The following is a 16,771-nucleotide window of genomic DNA, read 5'->3' as shown; positions in this document are numbered from 1 at the left end:
GTAGTCCTCGTTAGTAAAAGTTACGCGAGCGCGATGAGCGCTTCGGGGGCGATCGAAATGCCGACCGGCGTGCCGCGAGCCAGCTCGACGCGGCCCGCCACGTCGACGAGCAGGGCATCGGGTGCCGCGCCGCCGATCGTGAGACGCGTGCGCTCGCCGAGAAAAGTCGCCTGCTCGATCACGCCGCGCAGTTGCGCGCCGACAGGGTCGGCGAGCGTGGCGTCTTCGGGGCGGAAATACAGCTCGGCGGCGCCGCTGGTCTGGGACGCGCTGGCCGGCACGGCGCCGCCGCTCGTGCGCAGCATGCCACCTTGCCATTCTCCGGCGATCCGGTTGAGCGTGCCGACGAACTGCGCGACCGCACGGCTCGCCGGCTGGAAGTAGATCTCGCGCGGCGTGCCGATCTGCTCGATGCGGCCCGCGCTCATCACGACGATGCGGTCGCCCAGCTCCATCGCCTCGGCCTGATCGTGCGTGACGTAGACCGTCGTCACGCCCAGCTCACGCAACAGCAGGTTCATCTCGCTGCGCAAGGTGTCGCGCAGGCGCGCATCGAGCGCGGTGAGCGGCTCGTCCAGCAGCAATACACGCGGGCGCGGCGCGAGTGCGCGTGCGAGCGCCACGCGCTGGCGCTGGCCGCCCGAAAGCTGGTTGATCGGCTTGGCCGCGTGCGCTTCGAGACGCATCATCGCGAGCAGCTCGTCGACGCGTGCGCGCACGTCGGCGGCGGGAACGCGCTGGATCTTCAGGCCATAGCCGATGTTGCCGCGCACGTCGAGGTTCGGAAAGAGCGCGTAGTTCTGGAACACCATGCCGACCTTGCGCCGCTCGATGGGCTGCGCGGTCACGTCTTCGTCGCCAAAGGCCACGCGGCCGCCGGCGTCGGGCGTTTCCAGACCCGCGATCATGCGCAGCGTGGTGGTCTTGCCGCAGCCCGAAGGGCCGAGCAGCACGAGCGTCTCGCCTGCGCCGATCGCGAGATCGAGCGGCTCGAGCACGCGCGTGCCGCGAAACGTCTTCGCGCAGCGCGTGAGTGTGATCGGGATCGGTTCGAGTTTCATTCGGAATCCTTGTTGTTATTTTGCCGGCCTGCGAGGCGCTGCTTGCCAGAGGGCTTTCCCGAGGAGCCGGGCACGTCCACGCCGAGCCATTGCATCGCCACGAGCAGCGGCATCGTCATGACGAAGAAGAGGATCGTGTAGGCGCTGCCCACTTCGATGCGCAGCGACGCGTAAGTGTCCGCGAGGCCGACTGGCAGCGTTTTGGTGTCGGGCGTGTGCAACATCCACGTGAGGTTGAATTCGCCGATCGAGAGCGTGAGCACCGCGAGCGCGCCCGCCACGATGCCGGGCCGCGCGTTGGGCAGCACGATGGTCGTGAAGCGCTGCCAGAAGCTCGCGCCGAGGCTCGCCGCGCCTTCCTCGAGCGTGCGCAGGTCTGCCGACGCGCACACGGCCGCCACGGGCCGCACCATGAACGGCAGTGTGAACACCACGTGGCCGACCACGATGAACGCCGCGCTCATGCGAAACGCGCTGAAGCCGCCGTACACCACGAGCAGGGCGAGCGCCGAAGCAAGGCCGGGCAGGGCCACGGGCAGCACGAGCAATTCCTCGATCAGGCGCGACAGGCGCGTGCGGCTGCGCGCGAGCGCATAGCCCGCGGGCACGCCGGTCACGAGCGTGATGACGAGCGTGGCGGCCGCCACTTCGAGCGAGAGAAAGACACTCGCGTGATACTGCGTCCAGACCTGGTCGAGCCAGCGCAGCGTGAGGCCGCTCGCCACGCCGCGAAAATAGTTGACGGTCAGGCCCGCGAGGATCGACATCACCACGGGCACGATGAGAAACGCGCAGGTGGCGAGCGTGACGAGACATTGCGCGCACGTAATCCAGGCGCGCGCCGAGGGGAGCGCCAGGCGCCGCCGCGCGGCGGGCGGCTGGCCGGGCGCTTCGTGCATGTCTTGCGCAGCCGTTGCGGCGGGATTGACGACCGAATTCATTCTGGAGTCCTCGAAAACCACCGCGTGCTCATGCCGTGGCCGCGACGGCCGCGCCCGTCACACTGCGCGCGAGCGTGAGCACCGCCCACGTGACGAGTCCGAGCACGATCGAGAGGCCGGCCGCCGTGACCATGTTCGCGTTGAGCGTGAACTCGGTATAGATCGTCATCGGCAGGACGTCGATGTCGGTGGCGAGCGTGAAGGCCGTGCCGAACGCGCCCATCGCGGTCGCGAAGCAGATTGCTCCAGCGGCGACGAGGCCGGGCGCGAGCGCGGGCAGGATCACGTCGCAGAGCACGCGCCACGACGACGCGCCAAGCGATCGCGCAGCTTCTTCGAGCGAGCCGTCGAGCTGGCTTGCGCAGGCCATCACGGTCACGATCACGCGCGGGATCGAAAAGTACAGATAGCCCGCGAAGAGTCCCGCCATCGAGTACGCGAACACCCAGCGTTCGCCGGTGAGCCGCAGCGAAAGCGCGCCGATGAGCCCCTGGCGGCCGGCGAGCATGATCACCATGAAGCCGACCACTACGCCGGGAAACGCCAGCGGAAACGTGAGCAGCGCGACGAGTGCGCGGCGCCCCGCAAACGTGCGCCGTGCGAGCAGAAGGCCGCAGATCGTCGAGATCACGAGCGTTGCCGCGGTCACGGCGGCCGAGAGCGCGATAGTCGCGCCAAGGCTCCTCATGTAGCGGCCATTCGTCAGCAGTGCGCGATAAGTTTCGATGAAGTGCCCGTCGGCGCTCACCTGCACGAGTGCGATCATCGGCAGCAGCCAGAAGGCGAGGAACACCGCGAGCGCGGGCGCGATGAGCGCCACACGCCAGCGCAGCGGAAAAGTGAGGTCATGCATGGAAGTGATCGGCCGGGGTATCAGTGCATGATCTGCAGATAGTGCTCGCCGAACGCCTGCTGCTGCGCCGCCATCTTCGCGAAGTCCACGGGTTTTGCGCGTGCATAATCGCTCGCGGGCAGGAACTTCGAAGCCGCTTCCGGCGAGAGCGCGCTTGCGCGCACCGGGCGCAGGTAGGCATTGGCCCAGAGCTTCTGGCCTTCGTCGGACAGCACGAAGTCGAGCACCTTCTTGCCGTTCGCTTCGTGCGGGCCGTTCTTCACGAGGCTCATCACGTAGGGCACCGAAATCGTGCCTTCCTTCGGGATCACGAACTCGACGTTCGCGTGGTCCTTGTACCTGGCGCGGTAGGCGTCGAAGTCGTAGTCGAGCAGGATCGGAATCTCGCCCGAAAGCACGCGCGCGTAGGCGGTTTGCTTCGGCACGATCGGCTGGTTGGCCTTGAGCTTGCCGAACCATTCGAAAGCGGGCTGGAAGTTGTCGAGCGTGCCGCCCAACGCGAGATTCACGGCTACCGCGCCCGCATAACCCACGAAGGCGCTCGACGGATCGAGGTAGCCGACCATGCCCTTGTACTCGGGCTTGAGGAGATCGGCCCACGAACGCGGCACCGGCTTGCCTTCGAGCGCGTCCTTGTTGACGAAGAAGCCGAGCGTGCCCGAATGGATGGCGAACCAGTAGCCTTGCGGGTCCTTGAGGTCGGCGGGAATGTCGTTCCAGTGCGCCGGCTTGTACGGCGTGATCACGCCCTTGTCCTTCGCCTGGAACGCGGAAGACACACCGAGGTAGACGACGTCGGCGACCGGGCTCTTCTGCTCGGCCATTAGTTGTGCGATGGATTGGCCGGAGTTTTTGTTGTCGAACGGCACGCGAATGCCTGTCTCTTTCTGGATCGCTTGGATCTGGCTCGCCCAGTCGGCCCATTCGGGCGGACAGTTGTAGCAGATGGCGGTCTGATCGGCCTGCGCCGTCAGCGGCGCGGCAAATCCGGCTACGAGGGCGGCGGCGCTCGCGGTGAGCGGCAGCGCGCGGGAGAAGCGGGAGAAGCGGGCGAAGCGGGTCAGGCGCCGCACGGGTGCGGCTAGCGTGCGCAGGACGGCGCGCACGGGCGCAAGCGAAAGCGGGCCGGCAAAGGCGAATCGGCTGGTCACGGCAGGTCTCCAGGTCGGTTGCGAGAGCGTTCTGGTGGATGGGGGCCGCGTGCGTGCACGGCCCGGATTGTCTGGTTGGTTTGGTTTGTTCTTCAGACGCGCGACGGACTCACGAGCGCGCGCCGCCGAGTTCGAGGTCGCGGTCGATCGGGCTCCCACGTGCGCCGAGCGGCGCGTGCGCGATCGCTGCGATGGTGCCGCCCGTGCGCAAGGTGTGCGCCAGCGTATTGGCGAGCGGCCCCGCGTACTGGCCGCCGATGCGCGCCATCAGGCATTGCCACGCTTCGCAGCCGATGTCGCGATTCGGCGTGCCGATGCTCGCGAGCGGCGGCGCGAGCAGTTCGCTCATCGCGAGGCCGTCGAAGCCGAGAATCGACATGTCCTGCGGCACGCGCAGGCGGGCGCGGCGCAGTCCGCGCATCACGACCATGGCCAGCAGGTCGTTACTGCAGAAGAGGGCCGTGGGGCGCGCGGGCCCGCTCGTCAGATGCGCGAGCACCGAAGGCGCGAGCTCTTGCGCGTTGAAATCGACTTCGAGGGCCGGCGCCGGCGTGAGGCCGGCTTGCTGCATCGCGAGGGCATAGCCGGCATGGCGCTGGCGCGCGCGGTCGGAGGCGGCCAGCGTGCCGGCCAGCATGAGGATGCGGCGATGACCGTGCGCGATGAGCATGCGCACGCCGTCGCAGGCGGCCTGATGGTTGTCCACCGACACCGAAGGGCGGCGCTTCGTGTCGTTGTGCATCAGCACGTAGAGTGGGCCGTCCGCGTCGAGTTCGTCGAGCAGCGGGTGGGTGTCGGCGTCGGCGACGGTCAGGATCAGACCCTCGACACGTTGCGCGCGCAACGTCTCGATCGCATGACGCTCGCGTTCCGCGTCGTACTGCGTGGTCATCAGCATGAGGCGAAAGCCCTGCGCCGCTGCCAGTTCGTCGATGCCCTGCAGGCACTCCGCGAACACCGGATTGGCGAGGGTGGGCAGCACCACGCCGATCAGGCGCGTGCGCTCGCCGCGCAACTGGCGGCCGAGCGGGTTCGGGCGGAACTTCAGCGCGTCGATCGCTTCGCGCACTCGCGCGAGCGTGATGGGGTTGACGGTGTGAGGCGCGTTGATTGCGCGCGACACGGTGGCAATCGAGAATCCGGCGTGTGCGGCGACATCCTTGATGGTTGGCGTCATGCGAGCGGCCCCGGCGTCGTATGTAAACGTTTTCGATGGGACCGATTATGAAAAACGCGTATGACCGGCAGATGACGACTGCCTTCCCCCGTCGCGCCTTTGGGATGCGCGCCGGGCAATGGTAGAATCGCGTCCGCCCTGCCGGGGTGATGAAATTGGTAAACATAGCGGACTTAAGAAACGATTGAGTGCCCGACCGGAAACGGCCGGTGCAGAACCCCTCAAATTCGGCGAACCCCCTGGGCCTGGAAGCGCGTTGCGCGCGAGGCGCCGAGGCAACGCCGAGCCAAGCCGGCTGCTGCGCAAAGCGGCGATCAGGAAGGTGTAGAGACTAGACGGGGGGCGCCTAAGGCCAGGCGCGGCGTGAGATACGCTGCGCTGGGCGACGGCGAAGGCATAGTCCAGCGCACGAACGCGCGTCCAGGCGGGACGCGAGGCGTCGAAAGACGTGGTGTGACGAAAATCCGCCGCCTAACGGCTTGCCGGTTCGAGTCCGGTCCCCGGCACCAGGAACACTGTTCAGAGCATTTCATGTCGCATCAAAACCCCGAAAAAGCGCCTGTTTTTGCGGGGTTTTTCGTTTCTGGCGGATTCGGATCGTTTCAGGGCATTGCGAAATTTTGATGGTATATTCGTTGGTACCTGACCGAAACCTGTTGGTACCAGATATGCCGCTATCCGACACCGCCGTCCGTAACGCCAAGCCGACCGACAAGCCTTACAAGCTGGCGGACGGGGAGGGTATGTACCTGTTCGTTCAAGCGAACGGGGCGAAATACTGGCGCATGGCGTACCGACTGCACGGCAAACAGCGGACGCTCGCCCTCGGGGTCTACCCGGATGTGGGCCTTGCCGCTGCCCGGAAACGGCGAGGCGAGGCGCGCGAGAAGCTGGCGGCGGGCATCGACCCCAGTGAAGCGAAGAAGGTCGAGAAGCGGGCCGCCCGGCTCGCTGCGGCGAACTCCTTCAAGGCGGTCGCGCTCGGGTGGATGGACGAGCGCAAGACGATCGTGCAGATCGGTCAGTACGAAAAGACGTTGGCGCGCTTCGAAGCCGACGTGTTCCCCTGGCTGGGCAATCGGCCGGTTGCGGCGATCGACGCGCCGGAGCTCCTGTCAGTGCTCAAGCGCATCGATGCGCGCGGCGCGCGCTACACCGCCCACCGCGTGCGCAGCGAGATCAGCCGCGTTTTCCGCTACGGCATCAAAGAAGGTTTCTGCAAGGCTGACCCGGCCCGGGATCTCGTCGGCGCGATCCCCGCGCCGGTCGAGACGCACTTCGCGGCCATCACCGAGCCGGTCAAGGTCGGCGAGATGCTGCGGGCGTTCGACGGGTTCTCGGGCACGTTCGTCGTGCAGTGTGCGATCAAGCTTTCGCCGTTGCTGTTCGTGCGCCCCGGCGAGCTGCGCAAGGCCGAGTGGGCCCAGTTCGATCTCGACAAAGGGGAGTGGCGGTATCTCGCGACGAAGACCGACACGGGGCACCTCGTGCCGCTGGCGGCCCAGGCAGTCGCCATCCTGCGCGAGCTGTACGCGCTGACCGGAGGCGGCCGGTACGTGTTCCCGGGCGCGCGCGATCGCAAGCGCCCGATGAGCGACATGGCCGTCAACGCGGCGCTGCGCCGGCTCGGCTATGACACGCGGACCGAGATCACCGGCCACGGCTTTCGCGCGATGGCGCGCACGATCCTCCATGAGGAGCTCGAGCACAACCCCGAAGTGATCGAGCGCCAGCTCGCGCACTCGGTGCCCGACCGGCTGGGCGAGGCGTACAACCGCACCCAGTTCATCAAGCAGCGGCGCGCGATGATGCAGGAGTGGGCGGACTACCTCGACAAGTTGAAGGCGGGCGCCGAGGTGCATCAGCTGCGAGCCGGTTAGCCCGCTCGGGTGATTTCATCGCTTTTCAGCACTACCCGGCGCATTTCAAAAATCTTTGCGAACCGCGAGTTGATCGCGTAGCATTCCAGAGTCGTCTCACTTTCCGCCATCGTCTGGACGAGCCAGCAGCCGGGAGTGACCAGCCGCCGCAATGGCGGCACCGTTGCAAAAACACAGCGGCGCCCGTTTGCCCCCGCGCCGTGTCTCAGTTGCAACGTGGTCGTGGACAGTCGAAAGACTGGGGTGAGGATGACAGGGCGTATCCATGCCGTTCGGAACCGAATGGCAATGCGGAGGCACACGCCCATGCAAACACGCCGCTATCTTCGCCGGCCCGACGTCGTTCGGAAAACTGGCCTCTCTGCCACCACACTTTGGCGCCTCGAGCGCGACGGGAAATTTCCGGCGCGCCGCCAGCTGTCGCCGCATTGCGTCGCCTGGGACGAGGCGGAAATCGACGAATGGCTCGAGCAGCGAGCGCTCGTAGTACTGCCGCAGGCGGCACCCGCGCGTGCTTCCAGCGCCGCTACGCCCGTGCGGGGAGCGTGAGCCATGGCTGCCAAGCTCTTCGTAACTCGCGACGCCATCGCGTCGATCCGGAAAGCGCATAAGGCGTTCACACACGTCCTCGTGAATCGCAGCTACGCGTCCATCCGGCCAGCCTATTTCCGCAGCGCAAAGCTCGACGTCGAGCCCATCTACAGCCATGCACCATGGGAGCCCGCATCGCTCGCGCAACTCGAGCGCTGGCGGAAGGGTGGTGGCGTGCTCATCGATCGCGACTCAGTACCCGACAGGACTGGCGCGACCGATGTGCTGGTCTTCGTCGAAGCGCCCTTTTCGCTGGCCCGCGTCACCCGCGCGGCCACCGCCGCGCGTGAGCAGGTGGTGATTACGCTGCCGCACACCTGGCGAATCCACGAGGAAGCGATCGATGCGCGCACGCCTCCGGTGGAAGCGCTGCAGGATATTTGGAAAATCTGCCGCGGTAAGCGCATGACCGATCGGGAGCTCTCGGAAGCGACCGGCATCCCGACATCGCGACTCCAGTACATGCGCGCTGGCCTGAAGCCAGCCAAGGAATGTGATATCCGGCCGCGCTTGGCGCCTGACTCGCCTGCGCTGACGATCGCGTGGGAGTGGATCAATGAAGGCAACGGCGCCGACTGCCGCACATCCCGCAAAGTAGTGCGGCTGGCGGGCCACCAGGCCGCAGTGAAGGAACTCGCGCGTCTCGGACACATCACGCTGACGCAGTTCCTCGTCTACGGCGCCGAAGAGCCCGATTGGGACAAGCTGGCAAGGAAACGTGCCGCAGCGCTCGCGGATCTCGCTGCGGTGCGCGCGCTCATTGAGTCGTTGCCGGATCACCTCAAGGTGTGATCGTGGGTGCGGATGAGGGGAAACAGCTCAAAACTTGCACCGTAGCGATACGTCACGACGATTCCTAAACACGGGTAAGCCACTCATGGAAACTGATTCGATTGTCCGCCCACGCGCAGCCGCTGCGTTCCTCGGCGTATCGATTGCGACGCTCTATCGATGGGCGCGGGAAGGCCAGATTGCGCCGCCAATCAAGCTCGGCGAGCGAACGAGTGGGTGGCGGCGCTCGTATCTGGACGCTTTCATTGCCGATCGCGAGGCGCGCGGAGTGCCAGCATGAGACGTACTGCCCAGACCACACTTTCAGACTCAAGGAGCAATCCCGTGCCCACCCTCGCCCACAAGACCGCCATTGCGTACGGCCTGATGTTCCCGCAGGTCGCGCGCCAGGGTCCGGCCCAGACATTCACGCTCGTCGCAACCCGGGAGGCTCGCACGCTGCCGATGGCGGCCGGCACCGCTGCCGTGATCGCGGACGCGGACGGAGGCGCCACGCGACAGCCCGCGCTCGCATATCGCGTGCAACTATTCGAGCGCACCGGGCAGACCGGGCAGCATGCCGATTGGTGTGTGGCGGCCGAGCCGATCGGCGCCGATGGATCGACGGTCCGATATGACTGCCTTGAATTGGCCGACGGTTCGAGCGCTTACCTCGAGATGCTCGTGGGCGAGGATCGTGACGAGCTGATCCGTGAGGCGCTGGCAGGCGCCCTGCTCGTGGTGATCGATAACGACGATACGATCGACGCTGTCGAACCGGACGAAGACTGCAGCGCCGATGTCGACGAGCTCATGCATGCGCGAGCAGCCGGCGCGCCATTTACACAAGGCGAGTGACCCATGCGACAGACTCTTTTGCAACGTGCCGTGCACGGTATCCGGGAGAGCTTTGTCAGGTTGATCGCTTCGGGAGCTCCATACGCGCATGCCGTTTCGCCCGAGATCGAGATCCGCACCGAGATCGACTGGAAGAACCCGCGCGAAATCATGGCATCCGCGTGTGCTGGCGTGATCGCGTTAGTGAAGATCTACGGCGATGACGGCGCAGTGATTGACATCGAGATCGACAACGTCATCGCGTTTGCGACGCGACGCTATGCACGCAGGAGGATTGCGATCCGGAATCAGCTCGAGCGGGAAACGTACCCCGACTACATGCCAGAGGAAGCGGAGCCGATTACCGCAGCCGGCGCGGAGCGGGACGACATCGCCGCTTTGGCCTTCATGCTTCCCGATGGCTCGGTGACGTGCGCGGGGATACGCTACGCGGCGTTCGAGGAAATGCTCGATGCGCGCCGCAAGCTGATTCTCACCGCGCAGTAAAGCGCAACAAAGAAAAGCCCGCATCAGAGCGCGGGCTGAAATGGTTCTCGGCTTACAACAGAACGGCAAACCATGGAACATAGTACTCCAAATGAAATTTCTGTCAATGTGCAGCCGTACGTCGATGCGCTCGCGCCCATCCTGGCCCGCGTGCGGCGCGACGTCCACGGCGTGCGGAACGCTAACGGGAACAAGTGCGAGAAGGCGCCGCTCACCGATGCACTGCTAAGACAGCACGTAGCCGGCGGTACGCGTCGGGGCGCATACTTCAGCACTTCCGGTTCATCTACCGTGCAGCTTGCGCTCTTCGATCTCGACTCCCACAAGGGTGAGGTGCCGTGGTCCGCAATGCAAGCCGCCGCGCTCGCGGTTGTGAAGGAGGCCGAGAAGTACGGTTTGCGGCCGATTCCATTCCGCTCTTCGGGCGGTAGCGGCATTCACCTTTTGGCGCTGTGGGATTCGCCGCAGGATGCGCACAGCGTTCGAACGTGCATGCGCGAGATTCTTTCCGCTGCCGGCTATGTGGACGGAACAAGAGGCGTCGCCACGGGCGAGGTCGAGATATTTCCAAAGCAGGACGTGTGTAGCGACTTCGGCCACATGTTCATCTTGCCGCTCGGCGGCAAGTCCGTCCCGCTCGATGCGTTCGAGCTCGAGGACATGCCGCGCGACCACGTGCTGACGATGGAATGGGCCGCCAGTCAACCGGTACCGATCGCGCAGCCCGAAGAGCGGGCCGCGCCGCCTGCACTGCCCGATGTACCAGTCGAACTTGCCCACGTCGCGGAGCTCGTCGAGTGGATCCCGAATTCCGGCGCCGACGAGCTGCGGTACGAGAACGATCCGGACGGACGAGACTACCTCTCGCTCATCATTGCGATCCATCGCGCGTGCAACGGCTCGGAGGATGGTCGCACGCTCGCGCACCAGCTAGCGGCACGATCGCCGCAGTACAAGCCGGCAGACGTCGACAAGCGCTACGACAGTGTGACGGATCGCGAGGGAGGGATCACGGTGCGAACGTTGGAAGCTGCCGCACGACACTATGGCTGGGAGCCGCCGATGGCTGACGACTTCGAGGTGCTCGCGCGCGCCGAGACGGCCGCGGTCGGTGGCCCTGTTCGCGAAGCCGGTGGGGAAAATGAAGATCGCGCGACTGCAGTTTCACCACAGGCGCAGTACTCGCGCGCAGCGCCGCCGCGGGCTTACCGTGCGCGTACGGAGTTCGGCAACGCCGAGCGCATGCTCGACCGGTACGGCGCGGGGCTCATGTTCGTGCCCGAGCTGCGCGCCTGGTACCTCTGGACGGGGGTCTACTGGCGTGTGGCCGCCGAGGTCGAGCTCGAGGCGCTTGCGAAGGAAACGATTCACGCGCTGCCTGATGAGGTCAAGGAGATTGAAAGCGCCGAGGAGCGAATCGAATTCTTCAGGTTTTGCGCGGCCTGCCAGAAGGCCGCGATGATGTCGAACATGATCCGCCTCGCCGCGTCCGATCCGCGCGTCGTCGTGCCCGTCACCGAGCTCGACAAGCATTCGCATCTGCTCGGCTGTGCGAACGGGGTAATTGATCTGAAAACCGGCCGGCTGCTGCCGCCCGACAAGACACACCGAATTACCGTCGTCACGCCGATCGAATACGACCCAGGCGCCACCGCGCCCCTGTTCGAGCAGACCGTGCGCGAGGTGTTCTTCGATGAAGCCGGCCAGATCGAATTCTTCGAGCGCCTCGTCGGGTATTCGCTAACGGCGGTGCCGCGCGAGGATCTGCTCGTGATCCCCTTTGGCGGCGGCTCGAACGGGAAATCGACGGTCCTCGGCGCGATCCGCAATGCGCTGGGCGCGCACGCGAAAGCGGCTAGCGCCGAGACGTTCCTCACGACTGGCGGGGCCGGCTCGGCCGGCCAGGCGCGCGAGGATCTGCTGCGCCTGCGCGGCGCACGGTTCGTCTACGTCGGCGAGCCGGACGAGGGTAGCGAATTGCGGGAAGGTCTCGTCAAATCCATGACCGGCGGGGACCCGATCCCGGCGCGCGGCATGTATGCGAAGACGACTGTTGAGATCCTGCCAACGTGGGTTGCCTTCATGCCGACCAACCATCGGCCGATCGTGAAAGGTGACGATCATGCGATCTGGCGGCGCCTGATGCTTGTGCCGTTCACGCGGAACTTCGACACGGATCCGGACATCGTGAAGGATCCGGGCCGTGCCGAGCGCATCGCCGCCGAGCTGCCCGGCGTGCTCGCCTGGTGCGTACGCGGCGCGCTGGCCTATCGCCAGCACGGTCTCAAGCCGACGAAGCACGTCGCCGACGCGCGCGCGAGTTACCGTGAGGACATGGACCTGCTTGGCGACTGGCTGTCCGAATGCTGCGAACAAGGAACCGCGCACGCCGCATCGAATGATGAGCTATGGATGTCGTGGAGGTACTTCGCGGAGCGCCGCGGAGAACTGCGATTTATTTCCAATGCGACAGCGTTGTCGCGCCGGCTCCTTACGCGCGGTTTTTTGCGCATTAAGGACGGCTCTGGAATTCGCGGGCGCGGATTTGCGGGAATTCGCGTAATTGCCGAACCAGAACTCGACGGCTGCGACTTGCTGTAGGGAGAACGCGCAAAGTTTTGCAGGTTTTGGGCGGGCAGGGTGGACGAGTTGCGACACTTGCGACACATAGAGCCCGCTTTTCATAAACTTTTATCGCCTATATAGGTGAAGAAAGTTTGTAAAAAATGAGGTCTATGTGTCGCAAGTGTCGCAAACGTGGAAGGCGAAATTTTTTGCAGATTGGAGCCGACGCCGCGTCGAGTGCTGGTAGCGGATTTCAAATCGGGATGTGGTGATCGATCCCTCACGCGCGAGCGTGCGCGCAGGCGCGTCCCGTAAAGGCTCACCCGGCTCTCGGTTTCCGGTCTGGGTCAAGGTGGCGCGAGCGGGTGTGGCGCGGACCTGAAAAACACGCGCTGCGGAGTGTGATCACCCGTGCCTTCTCGAGCACAGTCCGAGATGCGTTTCGAGGCGTCCGCAATGCTCGAGCTCGCTGCGATCCTTGATGCAATGGGTCCGCGCCTCGATTCGCAGAGGCACGTGCAGGCGGTTGAATTCCAGCCCCTTGCCTGGCACTGCTTATTCTTTCTCTATGCTTCATTCCGTTTCACCACGTTCCGATGGGGTACACCCGTGCGAAGCGAACAAAACCCGCAGAAACGTGTTCCATTAGGGTTGACTGTTGTTTCGGAACGCCTATAATTCGGAACATCACTTCAACGGAACGGGGCGGAACATGCGGCGGATCTACTACGGTCGGGTTTCGACGCTCGACGGGCAAACGGCAGCAAGCCAGTACGCGGACGCTGCAGCGCAGGGCATCGATCGGGATGACGTGTTCATCGACGAGGGCGTGAGCGGGTATCACGTCGCGCCGGCCGACCGCCAGCAGTGGCAGCACGTCGAGCGCGATCTGCGCAAGGGCGGCGTGCTGGTCGTGCGCTGGCTCGACCGCATCAGCCGCCGCTACGACGAACTGCATTCGACCATGCAGCGCCTCATGTCGAAGGGCGTTCGGGTCGTGTGCACGCTCAACGGAATGGAGTTCGATGGCGCCGAGACAGATCCGACGAAGAAAGCCGTGCGGGACGCCATCCTCGCCTTCATGGCGGCCCAGGGCGAGGCAGACTATCGCAACCGCCGGGAGATGCAGGCGCGGGGCATAGAGGTGGCGAAAGCGGCTGGGCGGTACAAGGGACGCAAGCAGGCAGTGGACTACGCCGAGGTGCGCGCATGGAAGGCAGAGCAGGGCGCTACAGTGCGCGCTACGGCTGAGCACTTCGGAGTGGGCGTAGCGACGATAGCGCGGGCGTTGGCCGAGCAATAGCAGCAGCTGCAGCGCGTGCTCACCCGGGTATAGCGCCGGCCGGCGCCCTGCCCGCGTTGCGTCCGGCGCCGCCCGCCTGGGGTGCCCCAGTCCGTGCGCTCGAGCCCCGCCGCGCGCAGGCCAAACTCTGGGACCACGAGGGGCTCCCACGGACGGGGGCCAACAAATCGCAGACCGGCTCTCCGATCCGCGAATCGAAAAAACGTCCACGCGCAAAAACTACGAATCCGCAAATTCCTGCACCCCTCCTGATCGCCTCAACCCGCAACCCCGAAGTCCGCTCATCGCGTATATGCGTCACGCACGCGTACGGGCACGCACCGCGCATTTGCGCGCGTGGGAAACACTAGTAGCGTCCCCGGAATCGCTCGCGCTTCCGCAGGATGACAAAATGAAAAAACTGTTCGCCGCGCTGGCCACGCTTCTTGTCTCGGCGGTCGCATTCGGCCAGAGCTACCCGAGCCCGACCTATAACGTGCTCACGCTGCAGACACCGCTCGCCGTTTCTTCGGGCGGCACAGCCTCGGCAAGCGCGAGCGGCACGGCGCTGGACAACATCTCCGGCTTCTCCGGCACCGGGTTTCTCACGCGCACCGGTGCGGGGGCCTACTCGTTCCAGAGCCTGACGAACGGCATCACGTACGCCAATCTGGCGCAGGCGGCTACGAACACGGTCCTCGGGAACGCAACCGGGTCGGCGGCCACGCTCGCGGCGCTGTCGATGCCGAGCTGCAGCACGAGCTCGAGCGCACTGAACTGGACCACGAGCGGCGGCGCAAGTGCATGGACGTGCAACACGGCCATCAATGCGGCCACGCTCGGCGGCACCGCGGCAGCATCGTATGCGCTGCTCGCCTCACCGGCTTTCACCGGAACGCCGACTGCACCGACTGCAGCGCTCGCGACGAACACGACGCAGATCGCCACGACAGCTTTCGTCATTGCCAACTCGGTCACATCGAGTTCGCCCACGATCACCACGCCGAATATCGTCGGTGTAACGAATGGAAGCAACGCGAACGCAGGAAGTGTAGGCGAAGTCATTACCGCGACGCTTGCAAGCGGTTCGGCTGTCAGTCTCACCACGAGCACGGCGGCCAATGTGACGTCGATTTCCCTGACCGCGGGCGACTGGGATGTGACTGGCGTTGTCAATTTCGTCAACGGATCGAATAACTTCACGGCAATAAGCGGCTGGACGAGTTCGGCATCCGCAACAGTTCCCACTCTGCCGAACATGGCCTACAACCTGGTATCCCTAACGAGCGGCATCATCGGCGGCGGATCCACAATACAGGTTGGAAAGCAACGCTTCAACGTAAGCACAACGACGACCGTTTTTCTGTCCGCACTCGCCAATTTTGCGAGTGGCACGGCCAACGCATACGGCATCATCACCGCCCGCCGCGTTCGATGAGGGTTTGAGAACGCAGGAAACATTCGTAGTGTTTGCGCAACTCTGATCAGGATAAAAACATGGCAGCCATCATCGGAAATCTTCCCGTCACCCTGCAGAACGGCACGATCGCCGATGCAAGCCAGTTGATGGCTGACCTGAATTACATCGTCAATCAGGTCAATGCGAACGCTGCGCCGGTAAGCGGAGCAAGCGGATCCCTGATCAATCTCCGGGTCGTCACGGTGAGCGGCACTTACACGCCGACCGCAGGCACGAACAGCATCATCGCAATCCTGATCGGTGGTGGCGGTGCGGGCGGCGGGTGCCCGGCCACGGGCGCAGGCCAAGTTTCCGCCGGTGGCGCGGGCGGCTCGGGTGCCTGGGGAGCGGTACGCATGATCTCGGGATTCTCCGGCGTGGCGATGACGATTGGCAATGGCGGCGCTGCGATCGCTGGCGGTCAGGGCAACGCCGGAGGCACGACCGCTTTTGCCAGCGTGACAGCCGCGGGTGGCGGCGCCGGCCTCGCCGCCGGCCCTGCATCGTCAGTCGTCGCAGCCGGCGCAGCTGGCGGGGTCCTTTCCGGTGGCGTGCTGTATGGCTCTTACGGTGAGGGTGGCGATGATGCACCCGTTGGATCTGGTCTGTTTTTTCAACCCAAAGGCGGCTCGACGCCGTGGGGTTCTGGCGGTCGCATCTCGGCAGGGACCGGATTCGGCGCAGGTGGCGCAGGCACGATCAACGGCGCAAATTCCGGAGTGGCGACCGGCTTCAACGGCTCGCAGGGCGCGATCATCGTCTTCGAGTACGCCTGACCAGCACGGCTCAGTGCCGAGCGTACTGAGCCGACTTGGCCTCCATCCGGCGACCCAGCGAGACGAGTCGCCGAACGTCTTCACCCGCGACGAGCGCGCGTCGCCAGTTGATAGAAGTCTTCGCACGCTCGCGCAACAAGGATGTAGTAGTTGGTTCCTTTCTGGTCCCGAGGAGTGCCACGCGTCTGCGCCGATTCTTCCAGCAGCCCACAATTCACCAGTTTCACGGCGAACGGCCCGACCTCTCGATAGAGGTTAAAGGGCGCATCGGGCATGTGCTGGTGGAGATCGACGAAGTCCAGATCAGGCCCCGTCGTACCCCGAACCATGATCGCGGCCTGTAGCCCCCCGTACTCTCCTGTCGACCATGACGCGAGCAACTCGACATAAGAAGGCTCCTCGCGCACATACTCCATCCACCGGAAAAATCGATCGAAATCTCTGTCGTTCATCGATTCAGCGGCTTCGAATATCTGCTCTTCCTCGTCAGTTGCGTCGCGATCCTGAAGGAGGATGCGCGCGACCAGCATGCCGATCACTTGCGGGCCAATCTCGTGGCTCGCGGAGAGTGCGACCCGCCTGTACGCATCGAACAGTGCACTGGTGCGCTTTTCGTCCCTTGCAATCGCCCTCAACAGATCGTTGAGGTTGGCAGACACTGTTTTGACGTCTGCTTCCTTGCGAACCTCGTCGACGAATGCCGCAAGGAACCAATCCGCACGAATCGTGCTTAACCGGGCTATCGCCGTGTCCTTGAGGAAGTCGCCAACGGCGCCCTTCAATTGATCTTTTGCGAAATCCTTCACGGCGTCGGTGACGCCCGCGATTGTCAGAGCTGTTGTGATTGGTTCGACCATGTCGCAGGTCCAGGGGTGGAAGATGCGGAAAGCGCTATGGGCAAATTGCCATCAGGCGTTTGC

General features: G+C 64.7%; 16 protein-coding genes. 10 read left to right on the top strand and 6 right to left on the bottom strand.

Going from position 1 to position 16,771, the window contains the following annotated elements:
* Positions 1–20: 20 nt before the first annotated feature.
* The 5 genes from AB4Y42_RS05550 to AB4Y42_RS05530 form a co-directional block, all read right to left on the bottom strand.
* On the bottom strand, positions 21–1,061 hold the full coding sequence (locus tag AB4Y42_RS05550) for an ABC transporter ATP-binding protein (protein ID WP_368686248.1): 1,041 nt from the start codon (positions 1,059–1,061) through the stop codon (positions 21–23).
* Complete coding sequence (locus tag AB4Y42_RS05545; RefSeq protein ID WP_368693661.1) at positions 1,058–1,960, bottom strand: ABC transporter permease; 903 nt, start codon at positions 1,958–1,960, stop codon at positions 1,058–1,060. The genes AB4Y42_RS05550 and AB4Y42_RS05545 overlap by 4 nt, the downstream gene beginning before the upstream one ends.
* Before the next feature lie 70 nt (positions 1,961–2,030).
* Entirely contained in the window at positions 2,031–2,855 is an 825-nt protein-coding gene (locus AB4Y42_RS05540) for an ABC transporter permease (protein ID WP_368686247.1), read from the bottom strand.
* Between the two features lie 20 nt (positions 2,856–2,875).
* Positions 2,876–3,880: an ABC transporter substrate-binding protein gene (locus tag AB4Y42_RS05535; protein ID WP_368686347.1), complete on the bottom strand. Its 1,005-nt coding sequence runs from the start codon at positions 3,878–3,880 to the stop codon at positions 2,876–2,878.
* A gap of 235 nt (positions 3,881–4,115) precedes the next feature.
* Positions 4,116–5,183, bottom strand: coding sequence for a LacI family DNA-binding transcriptional regulator (locus AB4Y42_RS05530; protein ID WP_368686246.1), 1,068 nt, complete (start codon positions 5,181–5,183; stop codon positions 4,116–4,118).
* Between the two features lie 668 nt (positions 5,184–5,851).
* On the opposite strand from AB4Y42_RS05530, the gene AB4Y42_RS05525 reads away from it, so the two are divergent.
* The 10 genes from AB4Y42_RS05525 (at position 5,852) to AB4Y42_RS05480 (ending at position 15,851) form a co-directional block, all read left to right on the top strand.
* On the top strand, positions 5,852–7,063 hold the full coding sequence (locus AB4Y42_RS05525; protein WP_368693589.1) for a tyrosine-type recombinase/integrase: 1,212 nt from the start codon (positions 5,852–5,854) through the stop codon (positions 7,061–7,063).
* Positions 7,064–7,312: 249 nt separating this feature from the next.
* Positions 7,313–7,612, top strand: coding sequence for a helix-turn-helix transcriptional regulator (locus tag AB4Y42_RS05520; protein ID WP_368693588.1), 300 nt, complete (start codon positions 7,313–7,315; stop codon positions 7,610–7,612).
* A gap of 3 nt (positions 7,613–7,615) precedes the next feature.
* Positions 7,616–8,446: a hypothetical protein gene (locus AB4Y42_RS05515; RefSeq protein WP_368693587.1), complete on the top strand. Its 831-nt coding sequence runs from the start codon at positions 7,616–7,618 to the stop codon at positions 8,444–8,446.
* Positions 8,447–8,531: 85 nt separating this feature from the next.
* A complete protein-coding gene (locus AB4Y42_RS05510) occupies positions 8,532–8,726 on the top strand; it encodes a helix-turn-helix transcriptional regulator (RefSeq protein ID WP_368693586.1) in 195 nt (64 codons plus the stop codon).
* 44 nt (positions 8,727–8,770) lie between these two features.
* A complete protein-coding gene (locus AB4Y42_RS05505) occupies positions 8,771–9,283 on the top strand; it encodes a hypothetical protein (protein WP_368693585.1) in 513 nt (170 codons plus the stop codon).
* A gap of 18 nt (positions 9,284–9,301) precedes the next feature.
* Positions 9,302–9,769 (top strand): hypothetical protein, encoded by a 468-nt coding sequence (locus AB4Y42_RS05500; RefSeq protein WP_368693584.1) that lies wholly within the window; start codon positions 9,302–9,304, stop codon positions 9,767–9,769.
* 609 nt (positions 9,770–10,378) lie between these two features.
* On the top strand, positions 10,379–12,370 hold the full coding sequence (locus tag AB4Y42_RS05495; protein ID WP_368693583.1) for a phage/plasmid primase, P4 family: 1,992 nt from the start codon (positions 10,379–10,381) through the stop codon (positions 12,368–12,370).
* A 676-nt stretch (positions 12,371–13,046) separates the two neighbouring features.
* Positions 13,047–13,637: a recombinase family protein gene (locus AB4Y42_RS05490; protein WP_368693582.1), complete on the top strand. Its 591-nt coding sequence runs from the start codon at positions 13,047–13,049 to the stop codon at positions 13,635–13,637.
* Between the two features lie 391 nt (positions 13,638–14,028).
* A complete protein-coding gene (locus AB4Y42_RS05485) occupies positions 14,029–15,054 on the top strand; it encodes a hypothetical protein (protein ID WP_368693581.1) in 1,026 nt (341 codons plus the stop codon).
* Between the two features lie 59 nt (positions 15,055–15,113).
* A complete protein-coding gene (locus AB4Y42_RS05480) occupies positions 15,114–15,851 on the top strand; it encodes a hypothetical protein (RefSeq protein WP_368693580.1) in 738 nt (245 codons plus the stop codon).
* 80 nt (positions 15,852–15,931) lie between these two features.
* Here AB4Y42_RS05480 and AB4Y42_RS05475 read toward each other — a convergent pair whose 3' ends face one another.
* Positions 15,932–16,708 (bottom strand): hypothetical protein, encoded by a 777-nt coding sequence (locus AB4Y42_RS05475; protein ID WP_368693579.1) that lies wholly within the window; start codon positions 16,706–16,708, stop codon positions 15,932–15,934.
* Positions 16,709–16,771 lie beyond the last annotated feature (63 nt).

Origin of the sequence: Paraburkholderia sp. EG286B (genome assembly GCF_040965655.1) — a bacterium.
Taxonomy (GTDB): Bacteria; Pseudomonadota; Gammaproteobacteria; order Burkholderiales; family Burkholderiaceae; genus Paraburkholderia.
The sequence above is the reverse complement of the archived record's forward strand: the minus strand, read 5'-3'. Positions and strand labels throughout refer to the sequence as shown.

What these genes read in the sequence shown, in the direction of transcription:
- AB4Y42_RS05550 (WP_368686248.1), bottom strand. Translation starts at nt 1,061, where the DNA reads ATGAAACTCGAACCGATCCCGATCACACTCACGCGCTGCGCGAAGACG.
- AB4Y42_RS05545 (WP_368693661.1), bottom strand. Translation starts at nt 1,960, where the DNA reads ATGCACGAAGCGCCCGGCCAGCCGCCCGCCGCGCGGCGGCGCCTGGCG.
- AB4Y42_RS05540 (WP_368686247.1), bottom strand. Translation starts at nt 2,855, where the DNA reads ATGCATGACCTCACTTTTCCGCTGCGCTGGCGTGTGGCGCTCATCGCG.
- AB4Y42_RS05530 (WP_368686246.1), bottom strand. Translation starts at nt 5,183, where the DNA reads ATGACGCCAACCATCAAGGATGTCGCCGCACACGCCGGATTCTCGATT.
- AB4Y42_RS05525 (WP_368693589.1), top strand. Translation starts at nt 5,852, where the DNA reads ATGCCGCTATCCGACACCGCCGTCCGTAACGCCAAGCCGACCGACAAG.
- AB4Y42_RS05520 (WP_368693588.1), top strand. Translation starts at nt 7,313, where the DNA reads ATGACAGGGCGTATCCATGCCGTTCGGAACCGAATGGCAATGCGGAGG.
- AB4Y42_RS05515 (WP_368693587.1), top strand. Translation starts at nt 7,616, where the DNA reads ATGGCTGCCAAGCTCTTCGTAACTCGCGACGCCATCGCGTCGATCCGG.
- AB4Y42_RS05510 (WP_368693586.1), top strand. Translation starts at nt 8,532, where the DNA reads ATGGAAACTGATTCGATTGTCCGCCCACGCGCAGCCGCTGCGTTCCTC.
- AB4Y42_RS05490 (WP_368693582.1), top strand. Translation starts at nt 13,047, where the DNA reads ATGCGGCGGATCTACTACGGTCGGGTTTCGACGCTCGACGGGCAAACG.
- AB4Y42_RS05485 (WP_368693581.1), top strand. Translation starts at nt 14,029, where the DNA reads ATGAAAAAACTGTTCGCCGCGCTGGCCACGCTTCTTGTCTCGGCGGTC.
- AB4Y42_RS05480 (WP_368693580.1), top strand. Translation starts at nt 15,114, where the DNA reads ATGGCAGCCATCATCGGAAATCTTCCCGTCACCCTGCAGAACGGCACG.
- AB4Y42_RS05475 (WP_368693579.1), bottom strand. Translation starts at nt 16,708, where the DNA reads ATGGTCGAACCAATCACAACAGCTCTGACAATCGCGGGCGTCACCGAC.